The organism is Pantoea sp. ICBG 828 (assembly GCF_002928355.1).
Lineage (GTDB): Bacteria > Pseudomonadota > Gammaproteobacteria > Enterobacterales > Enterobacteriaceae > Pantoea > Pantoea dispersa.
The window spans coordinates 150437-168300 of the sequence record NZ_POWN01000007.1; the positions used below are offsets into that span (position 1 = coordinate 150437).

16 protein-coding genes are annotated in these 17864 nt (G+C 58.7%); 6 read left to right on the plus strand and 10 right to left on the minus strand.

Annotated features, from left to right (window positions below; translation table 11 throughout):
- Positions 1-40: 40 nt before the first annotated feature.
- Positions 41-1144 (minus strand): bifunctional diaminohydroxyphosphoribosylaminopyrimidine deaminase/5-amino-6-(5-phosphoribosylamino)uracil reductase RibD, encoded by a 1104-nt coding sequence (ribD, locus tag C1Y43_RS17760; RefSeq protein WP_058769382.1) that lies wholly within the window; start codon positions 1142-1144, stop codon positions 41-43.
- Between the two features lie 3 nt (positions 1145-1147).
- On the minus strand, positions 1148-1597 hold the full coding sequence (gene nrdR / locus C1Y43_RS17765; RefSeq protein ID WP_031279647.1) for a transcriptional regulator NrdR: 450 nt from the start codon (positions 1595-1597) through the stop codon (positions 1148-1150).
- A gap of 171 nt (positions 1598-1768) precedes the next feature.
- On the opposite strand from nrdR, the gene lysM reads away from it, so the two are divergent.
- Together lysM and C1Y43_RS17775 are read left to right on the plus strand one after the other, a co-directional pair.
- Positions 1769-2206 (plus strand): peptidoglycan-binding protein LysM, encoded by a 438-nt coding sequence (lysM, locus tag C1Y43_RS17770; RefSeq protein WP_104189114.1) that lies wholly within the window; start codon positions 1769-1771, stop codon positions 2204-2206.
- A gap of 15 nt (positions 2207-2221) precedes the next feature.
- On the plus strand, positions 2222-2794 hold the full coding sequence (locus C1Y43_RS17775; RefSeq protein WP_031279646.1) for a DUF3251 domain-containing protein: 573 nt from the start codon (positions 2222-2224) through the stop codon (positions 2792-2794).
- Between the two features lie 65 nt (positions 2795-2859).
- Here the strand turns inward: C1Y43_RS17775 and secF are convergent, their stop codons facing one another.
- Genes secF through queA form a run of 5 tightly spaced genes read right to left on the minus strand, consistent with a single transcriptional unit; the run spans position 2860 to position 8304 of the window.
- Positions 2860-3828 (minus strand): protein translocase subunit SecF, encoded by a 969-nt coding sequence (secF, locus tag C1Y43_RS17780; protein ID WP_058769379.1) that lies wholly within the window; start codon positions 3826-3828, stop codon positions 2860-2862.
- 10 nt (positions 3829-3838) lie between these two features.
- Entirely contained in the window at positions 3839-5686 is a 1848-nt protein-coding gene (gene secD / locus C1Y43_RS17785) for a protein translocase subunit SecD (RefSeq protein WP_071813591.1), read from the minus strand.
- 25 nt (positions 5687-5711) lie between these two features.
- Positions 5712-6044 carry a preprotein translocase subunit YajC gene (yajC, locus tag C1Y43_RS17790; RefSeq protein ID WP_021507155.1) on the minus strand — a complete coding sequence of 111 codons (333 nt, stop codon included), beginning with the start codon at positions 6042-6044 and terminating at the stop codon, positions 5712-5714.
- 25 nt (positions 6045-6069) lie between these two features.
- Positions 6070-7194 (minus strand): tRNA guanosine(34) transglycosylase Tgt, encoded by a 1125-nt coding sequence (tgt, locus tag C1Y43_RS17795; RefSeq protein WP_021507154.1) that lies wholly within the window; start codon positions 7192-7194, stop codon positions 6070-6072.
- A 39-nt stretch (positions 7195-7233) separates the two neighbouring features.
- Positions 7234-8304: a tRNA preQ1(34) S-adenosylmethionine ribosyltransferase-isomerase QueA gene (queA, locus tag C1Y43_RS17800; protein ID WP_058769378.1), complete on the minus strand. Its 1071-nt coding sequence runs from the start codon at positions 8302-8304 to the stop codon at positions 7234-7236.
- Between the two features lie 104 nt (positions 8305-8408).
- Here queA and C1Y43_RS17805 point away from each other — a divergent pair, with 104 nt between their 5' ends.
- The 4 genes from C1Y43_RS17805 (at position 8409) to C1Y43_RS17820 (ending at position 13423) form a co-directional block, all read left to right on the plus strand.
- Positions 8409-8990 carry an ACP phosphodiesterase gene (locus C1Y43_RS17805; RefSeq protein WP_058781210.1) on the plus strand — a complete coding sequence of 194 codons (582 nt, stop codon included), beginning with the start codon at positions 8409-8411 and terminating at the stop codon, positions 8988-8990.
- A 162-nt stretch (positions 8991-9152) separates the two neighbouring features.
- The gene (locus tag C1Y43_RS17810; protein WP_058757972.1) at positions 9153-9962 is read left to right on the plus strand and encodes an inositol monophosphatase; all 810 of its coding nucleotides are present in this window, start codon (positions 9153-9155) and stop codon (positions 9960-9962) included.
- Positions 9959-11194 (plus strand): histidine-type phosphatase, encoded by a 1236-nt coding sequence (locus C1Y43_RS17815; RefSeq protein WP_104189116.1) that lies wholly within the window; start codon positions 9959-9961, stop codon positions 11192-11194. The genes C1Y43_RS17810 and C1Y43_RS17815 overlap by 4 nt, the downstream gene beginning before the upstream one ends.
- Positions 11195-11470: 276 nt before the next feature.
- Positions 11471-13423, plus strand: a complete 1953-nt coding sequence (locus C1Y43_RS17820; RefSeq protein ID WP_104189118.1) for an acyltransferase family protein — start codon at positions 11471-11473, stop codon at positions 13421-13423.
- A gap of 42 nt (positions 13424-13465) precedes the next feature.
- On the opposite strand, the gene proY is transcribed toward C1Y43_RS17820, so the two are convergent.
- The 3 genes from proY to C1Y43_RS17835 form a co-directional block, all read right to left on the minus strand.
- Complete coding sequence (proY, locus tag C1Y43_RS17825) at positions 13466-14821, minus strand: proline-specific permease ProY (RefSeq protein ID WP_058775216.1); 1356 nt, start codon at positions 14819-14821, stop codon at positions 13466-13468.
- Positions 14822-14890: 69 nt separating this feature from the next.
- Positions 14891-16210 (minus strand): branched-chain amino acid transporter carrier protein BrnQ, encoded by a 1320-nt coding sequence (gene brnQ, locus C1Y43_RS17830; RefSeq protein WP_021507147.1) that lies wholly within the window; start codon positions 16208-16210, stop codon positions 14891-14893.
- A 402-nt stretch (positions 16211-16612) separates the two neighbouring features.
- A complete protein-coding gene (locus tag C1Y43_RS17835; protein WP_104189120.1) occupies positions 16613-17719 on the minus strand; it encodes a cobalamin-independent methionine synthase II family protein in 1107 nt (368 codons plus the stop codon).
- Between the last annotated feature and the right edge of the window lie 145 nt (positions 17720-17864).

A 17864-nucleotide genomic window follows, 5' to 3' on the forward strand; every position in this document is an offset into this window, starting at 1 on the left:
CATACTCTTCGGCAACGCGCTCAGGCTTTTCCGTGCATGCTCAGCGTGGTGTCAGGGTCAGCCGTAAATCGTCGCCAACCTGGCGCACGTCGCTAAAATTCAGCGCTGGCGCATCGGCCAGCGTTTCCAGTCCCGGCAGCGCACACAGGCCGCGCGCGGCGTTACCCAGCAGTTTCGGCGCCAGATAAACGATCAGTTCATCCACCAGGCCGGCCTGTAGCAGCGCACCGGCCAGACCGGCACCGGCCTCGACCCACACGCTGTTGATCTGACGCTGACCGAGCAGCATCATCATCGCCACCAGATCGAGCTGCTCACCGCGCGGCGGCACCTCAATCTGACTCACGCCCGGCGGCCAGCTTTGTGCATCAGCCTCCGTGCGCATCAGCCAGGTTTCGCCGGGCTGGGCGATCAAACGGTGCTGCGGCGTCACGCGCTGCTGGCTGTCGATCACCACCCGCACCGGCTGACGCAGCTGGCTCTCATCCAGCTGCTGGCGCACGGTCTCGCTCAGTTCATCCCAGCGCACCGTCAGCGACGGATTGTCCGCCAGCACGGTGGCACTGGTGGTAAGAATAGCTGAACTGCGGGCACGTAAACGTTGCACATCGCGCCTTGCCGCTGCGGAAGTGATCCACTGGCTTTCGCCGCTGGCCATGGCGGTACGGCCATCCAGCGAGGCACCCAGTTTGAGCTGAATCCACGGAAAACCGGTACGCATGCGTTTGAGAAAACCGCGATTGAGTGCTTCCGCTTCGTTCATCATCAGGCCGTGACTCACGTCGATGCCGGCCTGCTGTAAACGATACAAGCCGCGCCCGGCCACCTGCGGATTAGGATCCTGCATCGCCGCGACCACCCGGCTGACGCCGGCGGCAATCAGCGCATCGCAGCACGGCGGCGTCCGACCGTGATGGCTGCAGGGTTCCAGCGTGACATAGGCGGTCGCACCGCGTGCGTGGTCACCGGCCATGCGCAGCGCGTGCACTTCCGCGTGCGGTTCACCGGCGCGCTGATGCCAGCCTTCGCCCACGATCTCGCCGTCGCGCACGATAACGCAGCCGACGTTAGGATTCGGAGTGGTGGTATATTGTCCGCGCCGCGCCAGTTCCAGCGCGCGCGCCATGTAGTGCGCATCGGTCATGGATTAATCCTGTAAGCGGGCGATCTCTTCGCCAAAGTCACGAATATCTTCAAAACTGCGGTACACCGATGCGAAGCGAATATAAGCAACTTTATCCAGCTTCTTCAGCTCTTCCATCACCAGGTTACCAATCAGCTTGCTGGGAATTTCACGTTCGCCGGTGGCGCGCAGCTGGGTTTTGATGTGATTGACCGCGTTGTCGACGGCATCCGCGCTCACCGGACGCTTCTCCAGCGCCTTCATCATGCCGCTGGCCAGCTTATCTTCGTTAAAGGGTTCGCGCACGTCGTTGCTTTTCACCACGCGCGGCATTACCAGCTCGGCCACTTCAAAGGTGGTAAAACGCTCATGGCACACCAGGCACTGGCGGCGGCGGCGCACTGAGGAGCCCTCACTAACCAGACGTGAATCAATCACTTTGGTGTCCACAGCGGAGCAGAATGGGCAATGCATGACGTTTCCTGTCGCGAGAATTGGGGGCAGATAGTGTAGCGCGTTCCCGGTTGCAACAAAATACAGGGCGCAGAATCGCCACCTGGCTCACAGCGACGCCTGACGGTTACAGCAAACCGTGAAAAGTTACTAAGCTTAGAGAGCCAATCCGGCTTAATGACAGGAGGATGTATGGGTTTATTCAATTTCGTCAAAGAAGCGGGTGAAAAACTGTGGGATGCGGTGTCAGGCGGCGATGACCAGAGCAAAAAGCTGCAGGAGCACATTAATCAACTCGGCCTGCCCGACAGCGATAAAGTGAAAGTCGATGTCCAGGGCGATACCGTGAAGGTCAGCGGTGACGGTATCTCGCAGGAGCTGAAAGAGAAGATTCTGGTGGCGGCGGGTAACGTGGCCGGCATCATCAAAGTGGAAGATAACGTCACCACCAGTGACAGCGCCGCGCAGGCCGAATTCTACACGGTGAAAAAAGGCGATACCCTGAGCGCTATCTCGAAGCAGGTGTACGGCACGCCGAACGAATACAACAAGATCTTTGAGGCGAACAAGCCAATGCTGACGCATCCTGATAAGATCTATCCCGGCCAGGTTTTACGTATCCCTAAATAACCGGAAGGACATTGCATGACGTTCAGGATGATTTGGGTGCCGGCAGCGCTTGCTGCGCTGGTGCTCAGTGGTTGCAGCTCCACCCCCGCTTCACCTCAGGTCAAAGCGCTGCATCAGGAAGTGAGCCAGCTCAACCAGCAGATGCGCAAACTGACCAGTCAGGCCAGCGCGCTGGAGATTCAGGGGCAGCTCAACAGCCAGTCGACGCAGGGCGCATGGTTACTCCCGCAGGCGAATACGCCGGTAGAGCTGCAGACGCAGCTGGGTAAGCTGCGCCTGTCGCTGTCGCACGTTGAGGGGGAAGCCAGCGGCAGCCGCGCTAACCTGAATATCCGTTCAACCGATGATAAGCCGGTGCCGGCACTCAGCGCCCGCGTGGTATGGGGCGAAATGGATCCCGCCAGCGGCAAGCCGCTGAACGCCGACAGCCTGAGCCAGACCATTACCGTGCCCGCCAGTCTGATGCCGCGCAGTTCGGTCAGCGTACCGCTGCGACTCAGCGGGCTGGCACCGGGTCAGCTCGGCTACGTGCGCGTGCATGATGTGCAGGCGGTGACGGATGCCAGCACGGTCGTTGCAGGCCAGTAACTCTGGCGTCAGGCATAAAAAAAACGGGCTGCACTCAGGCAGCCCGTTTCATTTCTCCGGCACAATTACGGCAGAATCGAAGGCTGATCGGCGCCCTCTTTCTCCACTTTCTGCACCAGCATGTGTTCACGCTTCATGCCCAGCTTCAGCGCCAGCGCGGACGACACGTAGATCGACGAAATGGTACCGATGGTGACACCGATCAGCATGGTCAGCGAGAAGCCTTTCAGCAGCGCGCCACCAAAGATGAACAGGATCAGGATCATCGCCAGCGTGGTGATCGAGGTGATCAACGTACGGCTCAGCGTCTGGGTCAGCGACACGTTAGTGATGTCGTAAGAAGAACCGCGACGGATTTTGCGGAAGTTCTCACGAATACGGTCGGAAACCACGATCTTATCGTTGAGCGAGTAACCAATCACCGACATCAGCGACGCCACAATCGTCAGATCGATCTCAATGTGGAACAGCGACAGAATGCCGCAGGTGATGATCACGTCGTGCGCCAGCGCCAGCACGGTGCCCAGCGCCAGACGCCACTCAAAGCGAAAGCCGATGTAGATCAGAATCGCAATCAGCGCCGACAGCAGCGCCATCGCCCCGGCCTGCGCCAAATCGCTGCCCACGCTCGGGCCCACGAACTCAATCCGCTTCACGGTCGCGTTCTGCTGCGTCGTCTGGTTGATCGAGGCGACCACTTTGTTGCCCAGCTCCTGGCCTGCATTGCCGGTGGTCGGTGGCATACGCACCATCACATCACGGCTGCTGCCAAAGTTCTGTACCAGCGGCTCCTCAAAGCCTGCCTTCACCAGCCCGTCACGTAGCGCATCCAGATCCGCCGGCTTCTCGAGGTTGATCTCAATCACCGTCCCGCCGGTGAAATCGAGCCCCCAGTTAAAGCCGCGCACACCGATAATGGCGATGGACGCCACAATCAGCAGGCCGGAGATGATAAAGGCCAGCGTGTCCCAGCGCATAAAGTCGACGACTTTACGCCCATGGTTCAGCTGTTCAATACTATATTCCTGTGCCACAACGCACTCCTCAGATAGACAGCTTATTGATGCGTTTGCCGCCGTACACCAGGTTAACGATGGCACGGGTGCCGACGATAGCGGTGAACATGGAAGTCGCGATACCGATAGCCGTGGTGATCGCAAACCCTTTGATCGAGCCGGTACCGACCGCATAAAGAATGATTACTTTAATCAGCGTGGTGACGTTGGCGTCGACGATACTGGAGAAGGCGCCTTTATAGCCTTCATGAATCGCCTGCTGTACCGAGCGTCCGTTACGCAGTTCTTCTTTAATACGTTCGTTAATCAACACGTTAGCATCCACCGCCACCGCCAGCGTCAGCACGATACCGGCAATGCCCGGCATGGTGAGCGTGGCGCCCGGTAACAGTGACATGATGCCGACAATCAGCACCAGGTTGCACAGCAGTGCGCTGGTCGCAATCAGACCAAACTTCTTGTAGAACACCACCATAAAGATGATGGAGGCGATCAGACCCCACAGACAGGCTTCGAGACCCTGCGTGATGTTCTGCTGGCCCATGGTTGGACCGATGGTCCGCTCTTCCACAATCTGGATTGGCGCAATCAGCGCACCGGCACGCAGCAGCAGCGACAGCTGACGCGCTTCGTTCGGATTGCTGATACCGGTAATTCGGAAGCTGTTGCCGAGGCGCGACTGAATGTTCGCCACGTTAATCACTTCTTCCTGCTTCACCAGAATCGCACGACCGTTCGCATCTTTCTTACCGCTGTCCTTATACTCCACAAACAGGGTCGCCATCGGCTTGCCGATGTTGTCCTTGGTGAAGTTGGACATGATGTTACCGCCGGCGCCATCAAGCGAGATATTCACCTGCGGCTGGTTGTACTCATCCATGCTGGACGTCGAGTCGGTGATGTGGTCACCGGTGAGAATCACGCGCTTGTACAGCACCACCGGCTGACCTTCACGCGTCTTTTTCACTTCCGAGTCACCCGGCACGCGGCCGCTGGCGGCAGCGCTCGGATCCACCGAGGTGTTGACCAGGCGGAACTCCAGCGTTGCGGTAGCACCCAGAATCTCTTTGGCACGCGCGGTATCCTGGATACCCGGCAGCTCAACCACGATGCGGTCAGCACCCTGACGCTGTACCAGCGGCTCAGCTACACCCAGCTGGTTCACACGGTTACGCAGGATGTTAATGTTCTGCTGCACCGCATATTCGCGCGCTTCACTCAGACGCGCATCGGTCATCACCGCACGCAGCGTGTCGCTGCCAGCGCTGGTGATCACCAGGTCGCGATGGCGCGGCGTCAGATAGCTGATGGCCGCATCACGGCTGGCGCCGTCGCGGAAGCGTATTTCGGTGCCGTAGTTAGCGATTTTGCTAACGTTGGTGTAAGGGATATTTTTTTCGCGCAGATCGCTGCGCAGGCCATCAGCATTCTGCTCCTGCAGCTTGCCGAGGGCAGTATCCATGTCGACTTCCATCAGGAAGTGCACGCCGCCGCGCAGATCGAGGCCGAGTTTCATCGGTTCAGCGGCCAGCATGGTCAGCCAGCGCGGTGTGGCAGGGGCCAGGTTGAGCGCCACGACGAAATCTTCGCCCAGCGCATTGGTGATGGCTTCACGCGCGCGCAGCTGAATATCCGTGTTAGCGAAACGGGCCAGAATGGCACCATTTTCCAGCGCGAGGGATTTGCTCTGGATATTGTCTTGTTTTAATACGGTCTGGATCTGATCCAACGTTTGCTCACTGGCGGCGCCACCGCGCGCACCAGTGATCTGAACGGCCGGATCCTCACCATAAAGGTTAGGAAGCGCATACAGCAGGCCGACGAGAATCACGACGACCAGCATGATGTACTTCCACAAAGGATAACGGTTTAACACGGCAGTTCCCTTCGGGAAGAATAAATTACAGCGCCTTCATTGTACCTTTCGGCAGAACGGCGGCCACGAAATCACGTTTAATCACTACTTCAGTGGTGTCGTTCAGGGCGATAGCGATGTAGCCGGTTTCAGCCACTTTCGTTACGCGTCCCACCAGGCCACCGTTGGTCAGCACTTCATCACCTTTGGAGATGGAATCCATCAGCTTTTTGTGATCTTTGGCGCGCTTCTGCTGTGGACGCAGGATCATGAAGTAGAAAATCAGACCAAAAACCACCAGCATGATCACCAGAGAATACGGACTTCCCTGAGACGGAGCGCCAGCTGCGGCCACGGCGTCAGAAATGAAAAAGCTCATTAAATTTCCCTCATTGATAGAATTATCAGACGTTTAACGGTGGAACCGCTTTGCCCGTCCGTTGGTAGAACTCGCTAACAAAGTGCTCTAATTTACCCTCTTCGATGGCCTGGCGTAAACCCGCCATCAGACGCTGGTAATAGCGCAGATTGTGGATGGTGTTCAGACGTGCGCCCAGTATTTCGTTACAGCGATCAAGATGATGCAAGTAGGCACGCGTGTAATTGCGACAGGTGTAACAATCACACTCCGCATCCAGCGGCGCGGTGTCATCTTTGTATTTCGCATTGCGGATTTTCACCACGCCATCGGTGACGAACAGATGGCCATTGCGCGCGTTACGCGTTGGCATAACACAGTCAAACATATCGATACCGCGGCGAACGCCTTCCACCAGATCTTCCGGTTTGCCGACGCCCATCAAATAACGCGGTTTGTCTTGCGGAATTTGCGGACAGACGTGTTCCAGGATGCGGTGCATGTCCTCTTTTGGTTCACCCACCGCCAGGCCGCCCACAGCGTACCCATCAAAGCCAATCTCTACCAGACCTTTAACCGAGACATCACGTAAATCTTCGTAAACCCCGCCCTGAATAATGCCAAACAGCGCATTTTTGTTACCGAGCGCGTCAAAGCGGTCGCGGCTGCGCTGCGCCCAGCGCAGTGACATCTCCATCGAGCGTTTAGCGTAATCCCAGTCCGCCGGATACGGCGTACATTCGTCGAAAATCATCACAATATCGGAGCCGAGATCGTACTGAATCTCCATCGATTTTTCCGGGTCGAGGAAAATCGGGTCGCCGTTGATGGGGTTGCGGAAATGCACGCCGGCTTCAGTGATCTTACGGATATCACCGAGGCTGAACACCTGGAAGCCGCCGGAGTCGGTCAGGATCGGTCCCTGCCAGTGCATGAAATCGTGCAGGTCGCCGTGCAGTTTCATGATCTCCTGCCCCGGGCGTAGCCACAGGTGGAAAGTGTTGCCCAGCAGGATCTGCGCGCCGGTCTCTTTCACTTCTTCCGGCGTCATGCCTTTGACCGTGCCGTAGGTGCCGACCGGCATAAACGCCGGGGTTTCCACGACGCCGCGATCAAAGACCAGACGGCCACGGCGCGCGCGCCCGTCGGTGGTATCTAATTCAAATTTCACATTGACCTCTTTCGATAATCAGAGAAACAGTCTGATTACTCAGCCACCAACGATTTCGTCGGGAGCCTGTGGATTACGGGTGATGTACATCGCATCCCCGTAGCTAAAGAAACGGTACTGCTCCGCCACCGCGCTTTGATAAGCCGCCATGGTGTGTTGATAACCGGCAAACGCCGAAACCAGCATAATCAGCGTCGATTCCGGCAGGTGGAAGTTGGTGATTAGCGCATCAATCACCTGATAGTGATAGCCCGGATAGATAAAGATCTGCGTGTCATCGAAAAACGGCGCGATCAGCCCATCCTGGCAGGCCTGCGCTGCGCTCTCCAGCGATCGCACCGAGGTGGTGCCCACCGCCACCACTTTGTTACCGCGCGCTTTGCACGCCAGCACCGCGTCCACCACGTCCTGCGGCACTTCGGCATATTCAGAGTGCATGATGTGATCGTTGATGTTCTCTACGCGCACCGGCTGGAAGGTGCCAGCGCCGACGTGCAGCGTCACAAACGCCATCTCCACGCCTTTCGCCTTCAGCGCCGCCAGCAGCGGCTCATCGAAGTGCAGACCGGCGGTCGGCGCTGCCACCGCGCCGGGGCGCGCGCTGTACACCGTCTGGTACAGCTCGCGGTCAGCTTCCTCATCCGGACGATCGATGTACGGCGGCAGCGGCATATGGCCGACGCTGTTCAGGATATCCAGCACCGCGCGATCGTCCGCAAACTCGATTTCGAACAGCGCATCGTGGCGCGCCACCATGGTGGCTTTGACGCTTTCGTCGTCGCCCAGCAGTAATTCGGCACCCGGCTTCGGCGCTTTGGAGGCGCGCACGTGCGCCAGCACGCGTTTGTCATCCAGCATGCGCTCAACCAGCATCTCAATTTTGCCGCCGCTGGCTTTACGGCCATAGACGCGCGCCGGAATCACCCGGGTATTATTGAACACCAGCAGATCGCCCGGATTGAGCTTATCCAGCACATCAGTAAACACGCCATGGTTCAGCGCCCCGCTCGGGCCATCCAGCGACAGCAGACGACATCCGCTGCGCTGCGCCTGCGGATAGTGGGCGATCAAAGATTCCGGTAATTCAAAGGCAAAATCGGCTACACGCATGCATCACTTCTTCAGGACTCAAAAAACAGGCGGCATAGTTTAGCGGAAAAGTGGGCAATTCTGAACAACTGGCTGCGCCGGTGTGATTCTGCCTATAATGCGCCATGAACTTTCTTGCTCACCTTCACCTTGCAACCCTGGCCGACAGCTCACTGCTGGGTAATCTGCTGGCCGACTTCGTGCGCGGCAACGTTGAGGCGCAGTGGCCGCAGCCGGTGGTGGCCGGTATTGCCCTGCACCGGCGCATTGATGTGCTGACCGATAACCTGCCGGAAGTGCGCAGCGCGCGTCAGCTGTTCCGCGCCGAAACGCGCCGCGTTGCGCCGATTACCCTCGACGTGATCTGGGACCACTTCCTGGCGCGCCACTGGGATCAGCTGCATCCGGCGCAGTCGCTGTCTGCTTTTAGCGCCGCCGCCGAGCGCGACATTGTGCCGCAGCTGCCCGGCACGCCGGGCGATTTTATCGAGCTCAACGCGGTAATGTGGCGCGAACGCTGGTTTGAACACTATGCTGACCCGGCGCGGCTGGCGCGCGTGCTAAGCGGCATGGCGCATCGCCGGCCACGGCTGGCGGCGCTGCGCGACTCCTATCAGGATTTTGTCGACCACTACACCCAGCTCGAACCGCTGTTTTTCCAGTTCTATCCACGCCTGATGGCCGCCGCGCGCGCCCGGCAGCTGTGAAGCACAATTTGCCGCTGCCCCGCATTGCCTCCCCTTGCCAGCCGCAGCCATCTGCGGCTTAATGAAGCCTTGCTTAACTTTTGTTAAGCCAGTCACACAGCCATGGCGCTTTATCCGGCGTGGTTCGCCACGTCGATTGCCAGTGAATGATAAGAGGGAAAAATGTCATCAGCTACGCTAACCGAATTAGATGCCCGTTATCACTATGCCTGTGAGGTGGCGAAAACCGCCGCCAGCCGCGCGCTGGCGTGGTATCAGCAGCGCCATCAGCTGGTGGTGGAGCACAAGAAGGATTTGCAGGATGTGGTCAGCGAGGCGGATCGCAACGTTGAGCTGCTGGTAAAACACCTGATTCATGAGCGTTTTCCTGACGATGCGGTGCTGGGTGAAGAGAGCGGCGGTGATGTCAGCGGCGCGCGCTTTATCTGGGTCATCGATCCGATTGACGGCACCAGCAGCTTTCTTAACGGCCTGCACAACTGGTGCGTCTCGCTGGCGATTGTCTGTGACAATCAGCCGGTGATTGGCGTAGTCAGCGATCCTAATCATCAGGAAACCTTCCACGCCTGCCGCGGCAAAGGTGCCTGGGTGAATGACAAGCGCATTCAGGCACACAGCGCGCAGCGGCTCGATCAGGGGCTGCTGGGCCTCAGCAGCTCGAACAGCCAGCCGATTGAACCGCTGACCACCTTTATCAGCCAGTTGCTGGCGCAGGGCGGCATGTTTATCCGCAACGGTTCCGGTGCGCTGATGAGCGCCTGGGCGGCCGCCGGCCGGCTGATTGGCTATTACGAAGCGCATATGAATCCGTGGGATGGCCTGCCCGGCATTGTGCTGATGCGCGAAGCGGGCGGCGTCACCAACGATTATCTCAGCCACCATGGCCTGCAACAGGGTAATCCGGTGCTGCTGGCCAACGCGGTGCTCTATCCGCAGCTCAAAGCGCTGCTGCCGGCACAGCCAACGCTATGACACGTCTGCTGCTGAGCGCGCTGCTGGCTTTACTGGCGCTCACCGCGCAGGCGCAGACGCGCTACCAGCTGGAAAAAGTGGTAGAGATCAGCCGTCACGGCGTGCGTCCTCCCACCGCAGGTAACCGCACGGAAATCGAAGCCGCCACCCAGCGCGCCTGGCCGCGCTGGCGCAGCGCCGACGGCGAACTCACCGCACACGGTTATGCAGCGGTCGTGAATAAAGGTCGCTGGCAGGGTGAACACTATCGCCAGCTCGGCCTGCTGCGCGCCGGCTGTCCCGATGCCGGGCAAATCTACGTGCGCGCCAGTCCGCTGCAGCGCACCCGCGCTACGGCGCAGGCGCTGCTGCAGGGCGCCTTTCCTGGCTGCGATGTGGCAGTTCATCACGTCGCGGGGGCGGTCGATCCGCTGTTTCAGAGCGAAAAACTGCCGTTTGGCCAAACGGATGCTGCCACGGAGCGGGCAGCGGTCGCGGCGCGCGCCGGCGATCTCGCCGCACTGCAGCAGCGTTTACAGCCCGCCGTGCAGCAGCTCAGGCAGGCGGTGTGCGCGGCAGATTGCCCGTTCTTCGATCGCCCCTGGCAGCTGAAGCAGAGTAAAAGCGGCCATACCTACGTGCAGGGTCTCAGCGTGCTGGCCAGCATGGCCGAAACCTTACGGCTCGGCTGGAGCGAAAATCTGCCGCTCAGCCAGCTGGCGTGGGGCAACATCACCCGGGCGCAGCAGATCAGCGCCCTGCTGCCGTTACTGACCGCCAATTACGATCTGAGTAATGATGTGCCATATATCGCGCAAAAGCGTGCGTCGATTCTGCTCGACGCGGTGGTGCGCAACCTGCAGGACGATGCGGCGACGCCCTCCACCCGCTGGCTGCTGCTGGTGGCACACGACACCAATATCGCCATGCTGCGCACGCTGATCGGCTTCAGCTGGCAACTGCCCGGCTACGCGCGCGGTAATATTCCGCCCGGCAGCAGCCTGGTGTTTGAGCGCTGGCGCGATAACCAGACGCAGACGCTGCTGCTGCGCGTCTATTTTCAGGCGCAAAGTCTGGATGCGCTGCGCCAGCTAACGCCGATCGATCGGCAGCACCCGCTGCTGCGCCAGGAGTGGCATCAGCAAAACTGTCGCCAGACGGCAGTGGGCACGCTGTGTCCTTATCAATCGACGCTTGAGCACTGGCGCACCGCCATTGATCAGCGCGCGGTAATCCCCGTGAACTATCCCTGACGCCAGCCGCCGGGTTAAGCCAGACAGATTACGCCGGCTTATTCCTGCAGCGAAATTACAGCAATAAACTGCAAGCTGGTGGGCACGGTTATCTGAGACTTTTCTTTTTTTTCCCTTAAAAGCGTTAATGCTGAAAAACTGCGATATGCTGCACGGGTCAATCATCCCTTAGTAATACCTTTCTCTTTTTACATTTTTCGGCGACAGGATGCGCCGAGCTATTTTTACCCGCAGTAATAAAATCGCAAATTAACATTGAATAACTGGGATCCTGTTATGTCTGTACCTGTTTCGCTGCGCTATCGTCCGGATATCGATGGTCTGCGCGCTGTCGCCATTATATTGGTTGTGCTGTTCCACTGCGGCGTCAGCGCCGTGCCGGGTGGCTTTATTGGCGTCGATATATTTTTCGTTATTTCCGGCTTTTTAATTGGCGGTATTATCAGTAAAGAAATTACCGCCGGCACCTTCTCGTTTTATCAGTTTTATTTACGCCGCATCCGGCGTATTGCGCCCGCCCTGTTTTTTATGCTGATGGTATTGCTGCTACTCGGTTATCTGCTGTTATCACCGCTGGAATTAAGCCAGCTGGCAAAATACAGCATGGCGGTGTTTCTCTCGGTGCCCAATATGCTGTTACTGAAGAGTGGCGACTATTTCAGTGCGGATGCCGATCTCAATCCGCTGCTGATGACCTGGTCGCTGGGCATTGAGGAGCAGTTCTATATCGTGCTGCCGTTTATTCTGCTGCTGGCCGTGCGGCTGCGGCGCACAATGACCGGCGTGGTGCTACTGCTCAGCCTGCTGTCGCTGGCCGGCTGCCTGTGGTTAACGCCCCTCTCCAGCACTCAGGCGTTTTATCTGCTGCCAACCCGCGCCTGGGAACTGGGTGCCGGCGTGCTGCTGGCGCTGTGGCAACCCCGCCCCGTCACCGGCCGGCTGGCCAGCCTCTGTCATCTTGCTGGCTGGCTGCTGATCATCGGTGCCACGCTGTTACTCAGCCATAGCGATCGCTTCCCTGGCTGGCTGGCGCTGCTGCCGGTGCTGGCGGCCTGTCTGATGATCGGTGCGCGCAGCCCGCTCAATCAACGGCTGCTGGAGAACGCGCCGATGCGCTTCATCGGTAAAATTTCCTACTCGTGGTATCTGTGGCACTGGCCGCTGCTCAGTCTGGCGCGCATCTGCAGCGATCGGCCGCTCAGCATCTGGCAGGCGCTGAGCATCTGTGCCGTGGCGCTGCTCATCGCCTGGCTCTCCTGGCGCTTCATCGAACAGCCATTCCGTCGGGCGCGCAGCGGTACGCGCTGGCTGATCCCCGGCTACTGCGCCTCGTCGCTGCTGGCAGCCGGTGCCATGGTGCTGCTGTGGCAGAGCGGTGGCCTGAAATCGCGCGTCAGTGAAGCAGTGATGCTCGGCGACGAATGGAAAGTCGCCGCCCAGCGCGATCCCTGCCTGCTGGATTACGGCGCCACGCGGCCCGCCCGCGATGCGCAGTGCCAGCCGCAGAGTGACACACCGGCAATAGCGCTGATTGGCGACAGCCATGCCGCCGCACTGGCGGCCAACGTCGCCGATTACGCCCGGCGGCAGCAGAAACCGCTGTTTCAGCTGACCAAAGCCTCCTGCCCTTTCCTGCTTGACGCCACGCGCGCGATGCCGCAAAAACCGCAGCATGCACAGCAGTGCCTCGATTTTAATCAGCGGGTTTTGCCGATCATCCTGAGCGATAAAATAGACGAAGTGGTGATTAGCGCGTTCTGGGCGGCGGGCCTCAGTGCGCAGCCGGGCAGCGGATTCCGCAGTCTCCGCGATCCGGCGCAGGACAATCTGCAGGCGCTGAAAAGCGGGCTGGATACCGTGGTGGCGCAGCTGCTGGCGGCGGGGAAAAAGATCACCCTCATAGACGATGTGCCGACCATCACGCTCGATCCGCTGCGCTACAGCCATAACCGCAATATGCCGCTGCGCCGCAGCCTGAATAGCTGGCTCAGCGCGCAGGATGCCGCGGCGCTGGCGGCGGAACGCACGCAGCAGATGCAGATGCCAAACGCATCGGTAGCAAATCTGTTAAAGGATTATCAGCAGTATGGCGTACGCGTGTTGTCACTACAGGAGACGTTGTGTAATGCGCAGGGGTGTCTGGTCACTCATCAGGGCATGCCGCTCTGGTACGACAACAATCACCTGAATCCGTTCGGCGGAGAGATGGCGCTGGGGAAAAACTGGTAATGCACCACGGGCGAAGTCTCGCTTCGCCCGCGGTAAAGCTTCTTACGCTTTACGTTTCTTCGCCAGCGGCCACGCCAGCAGCAGCAGAACAATCCACGCAAACCCGACGTACAGCGAGATACGCGTATCCGGGAAGTAGCCAATCAGCGCGATGATAAAGGCAAGGAACAGCACCCCCACCCACGCCGTAGCGCTGCCGCCCGGCAGAGCAAACTGCAGCTTACCGGCCTGCTCTTTGCCGATTTTGTGGCGGAACGCGATCTGCGACAGCAGAATCATAATCCACACCCACACGGTGGCAAACGTCGCCAGCGAGGCAATCACAAGGAACACTTTTTCCGGCATCAGATAGTTGAGGTACACCGCCACCAGCATGGCAAGCATCATCACCAGCACCGTGACCCACGGAATGCCGCGATTCGACACCTTCATAAACATCTTCGGCGCATGTCCCTGCTGCGCCATACCGTGCAGCATGCGGCCGACGCCAAACACATCGCTGTTAATTGCCGACAGCGAGGCAGTCAGCACCACAAAGTTCAGAATGGAGGCGGCGGCGGCGATGCCGAGGTGCTGGAAAGTCAGCACGAACGGGCTGCCTGCGGTACCGACCTGGTTCCAGGGATAGATCGACATGATCACAAACAGCGTGCCGACATAGAACACCAGAATACGCAGCGGTACGGAGTTGATGGCACGCGGGATCGATTTCGCCGGATCTTTAGCTTCGCCGGCGGTGATACCAATGATCTCAATGCCGCCGTAGGCGAACATCACCATCTGCAGCGACAGCAGCATGCCGACGATACCGTGAGCAAAGAAGCCGCCGTTGGTCCACAGGTTATGGATGCCGGTCGGCTGACCGCCGTTGCCGATGCCCCAGAAAATCATGCCGAAACCGGCCACGATCATGATGATGATGGTGGCGACTTTGAAGAAGGAGAACCAGAACTCCACTTCGCCAAACACCTTGACGCTCATCAGGTTGATGGCGCCGATGATCAGCACCACCGACAGCACCCAAATCCAGTGCGGCACCTCCGGGAACCACACGCCCATGTAGATACCAAAAGCCGTCACGTCGGCGATTGCCACAATCAGGATTTCAAAGCAGTACGTCCAGCCGGTGATATAGCCCGCCAGCGGTCCGAGGTAATCCTGCGCGTAGCGTGAAAACGAGCTGGCCTGCGGATTGTTAACCGACATCTCGCCCAGCGCGCGCATGATGATATACGCCACGGCGCCGCCGATGATGTAGGCCAGCAGTACGCTGGGGCCTGCCATTTTGATGGCATCTGCCGAGCCGTAAAACAGCCCGGTGCCGATCGCCGATCCCAGCGCCATAAAACGGATGTGGCGCGTGCTCAGTCCGCGTTTGAGCTTATTGGTTTCTTGCATAACAAACAGTACCTGTGGAAATGAAAAAACCACGGGCAAGCCCGTGGTCGGAATTAACAGCGATGTCGCTTACTGGTGAACGGCAACCTGCTCACGCCCTTTCACCCGGTCAACCACCGCAGCAATCACCAGCATCGCCAGCGACGGCGGCAGCCAGGAGAGACCCTGATCGGCCAGCGGCAGATGCTGGCTAAACAGCGGCAGCGCATCTTTAAAGCTGGTGGTTTTGATGGCGTCGACGATACCAAACAACAGGCTGATCAGCATGGTTGGCGCAATGATGCGCGTGCTGCGATTCCACCAGCTCAGGGTAAAGCTCAGCACCACCAGTACGATGCACGGCGGGTAGATAGCCGTCAGCACCGGAATCGAAATCTGAATCAGGTGGCTGAGACCGAGGTTCGACACCAGCATGGCAAACAGGCCGAGAATAAACACCAGCGCTTTATACGACAGCGGCAGGTATTGCGCAAAGAATTCTGCGCAGGCGCAGGTCAGGCCCACCGCCGTAACCATACAGGCGACGAAAATCAGCGCGGCGAGGAAGACGCTGCCCATGCCGCCGAAGGTCTGCTGCACGTAAGCATGCAGAATCGCCGCGCCGTTAGCGTTCTGATCGACAATCGCGCCGCTGCCGGAGCCCAGCTTGAACAGGCTGAGGTACACCAGCGTCAGGCCAACACCGGCGATCACGCCAGCCAGCATGGTATAGCGCGTCAGCAGTTTGCTGTCTTCCACGCCACGCGAACGCGCCGCATTAACGATGACGATACCGAACACCAGCGCGCCGAGCGTATCCATGGTCAGATAGCCGTTCACGAAACCGCTGGAGAAGGCCGCACGCTGGTAGTCGGCGGTGGCCGGCGAAATGCCGCCAGCCGGCCACAGCAGCGCCGCGACGCCCAGAATGGTCAGCGCGACAATTTTCAGCGGTGCGAGGAAGTGACCGACGGTGTCCAGCAGCTTGCCCGGATAGAGCGAAATGCCAATCACCAGCGCGAAGTACACCAGGCTATAGATAAACAGCGGCAGCGGGCCGTCGCCGGTCAGCGGCGCAATCCCGACTTCAAATGAAACGGTCGCGGTGCGCGGCGTGGCAAACAGCGGGCCGACGGCGAGATAGCACACGGTGGCGAGCAGCAGACCGGCCGCTTTACCAATCGGTGAGCTGAGCGCATCAATACCGCCGCCAACGCGCGCCAGCGCGATCACGGTCATCACCGGCAAACCAACCGCGGTGATCAGGAAACCGAAGGCGGCAATCCAGACATGTTCACCAGACTGAATACCGACCATAGGCGGGAAAATGATGTTTCCTGCGCCAACGAACAGGGCAAAGGTCATGAAGCCCAGCGCCAGGATATCCCTGGAGGTTAAACGATGTGTCATAAACTTCTGTACTGCCTGTAGCTGATGTTGCGGTGGAAGTTGGGTTTGTGTTGTCCCCTGGATGCGCGAAAACAATGGCTTAACTGGCTTGACCAGTGCGTTATGCGGGCCGAATCGGTACAGCGCAGGTGATTTAAACTGCTTTTCTTCTGTTCACAGAGGGATGAATCGACAACGGCGCAAATTAAAACGTTTATAGCGAAGAAAGGCAATACAGGATCGGAAAACCAGAAGGATATAACAGGAAAGCGTCAGAACGCAGTGGATAAGCAGGAAATAGTCGGAAAACACCTGAGATGATTTGCTTAAAGTTTCTGCAAAGCGGGCGATCTCCTTGCAGAAACCGCCGCAGGGATGCACAAAAGGCGCGCTTTACGCGCCTGTTTGCACAACTTTACAGCATCACCACACCTGTTGTGCGATGTCGACAACCAGACGAATCTTCTGCCACTGCTGCGCTTCGGTCAGGCTGTTGCCCTCTTCCGTTGACGCAAAGCCACACTGCGGGCTGAGGCAAATCTGGTCGAGGCTGACAAACTGCGCCGCTTCCTGCAGGCGCGCCTTCACCTGTGCAGCGTCTTCCAGCTCGCCAGTTTTGGTGGTAATCAGCCCTAATACCACCTGCTGATGACCGGGTTTGATGAAACGCAGCGGCTCAAAGCCACCGGAGCGCTCATTATCGTACTCGAGGAAAAACGCGTCGATGTTCACGCTGCCAAACAGAATTTCCGCCACCGGCTCGTAGCCGCCTTCCGAGATCCAGGTCGAGCGGAAGTTACCGCGGCACACGTGCAGGCCGACGGTGAGATCCGCCGGTTTATCTTCCAGCGCGCGATTCAGCACCTGCGCATAAATGTGCGCCAGCTGTTGCGGATCTTCACCGCGCTCGCGAATTTGCTGCTGCTGATCGCCTGAACACAGGTACGCCCAGACGGTGTCATCCAGCTGCAGATAGCGGCAGCCAGCGTCGTAAAACGCCTTGATCGCCTCTTTGTAAGTCTGTGCCAGATCGGCGAAGTACTGCTCCAGATCCGGATACACTGTGGCATCAATCACTTTGCGGCCGCCGCGGAAGTGCAGCACGCTCGGGCTGGGAATGGTCATTTTTGCCACCGCATCGCCGGCCACGCTTTGCAGGAAGCGGAAATGGTCCAGCATCGGATGCTGTGGGTTAAAAGCGACTTTACCGGTGACCTTCACGCCGTGCGCTTTGGTCTGCACGCCGTTGAACTGAATGCCCTGATCGGCCTCAAACAGCTCAACGCCGTGCAGATGGCCAAAGAAATCAAAGTGCCACCAGGCGCGGCGGAATTCACCGTCGGTCACCACCTGCAGACCGTTGGCGCGCTGCTGCTCCACCACCTGGCGAATTGCATCGTCTTCTACCTGACGCAGCTGGTCGGCGCTGAGGGTGCCACTGGCGAACTGCTCGCGTGCCTGCTTAATGGCAGCGGGACGCAGAAAACTGCCGACGGTATCGGCGCGGAACGGGGCGGTGTTGCGTTGCATATTCACTCCTGCACTGGCGCATAATTGCGTCAGGGTATAATTGCGTACGGTTATTTTTGGCCATCTGGATGGCTATATGTCCATAAGAGTGACATGCCGCCCTGCCGGCGGCAATAGAAGAAAATTCAGGGGACGTGAAAAAAAT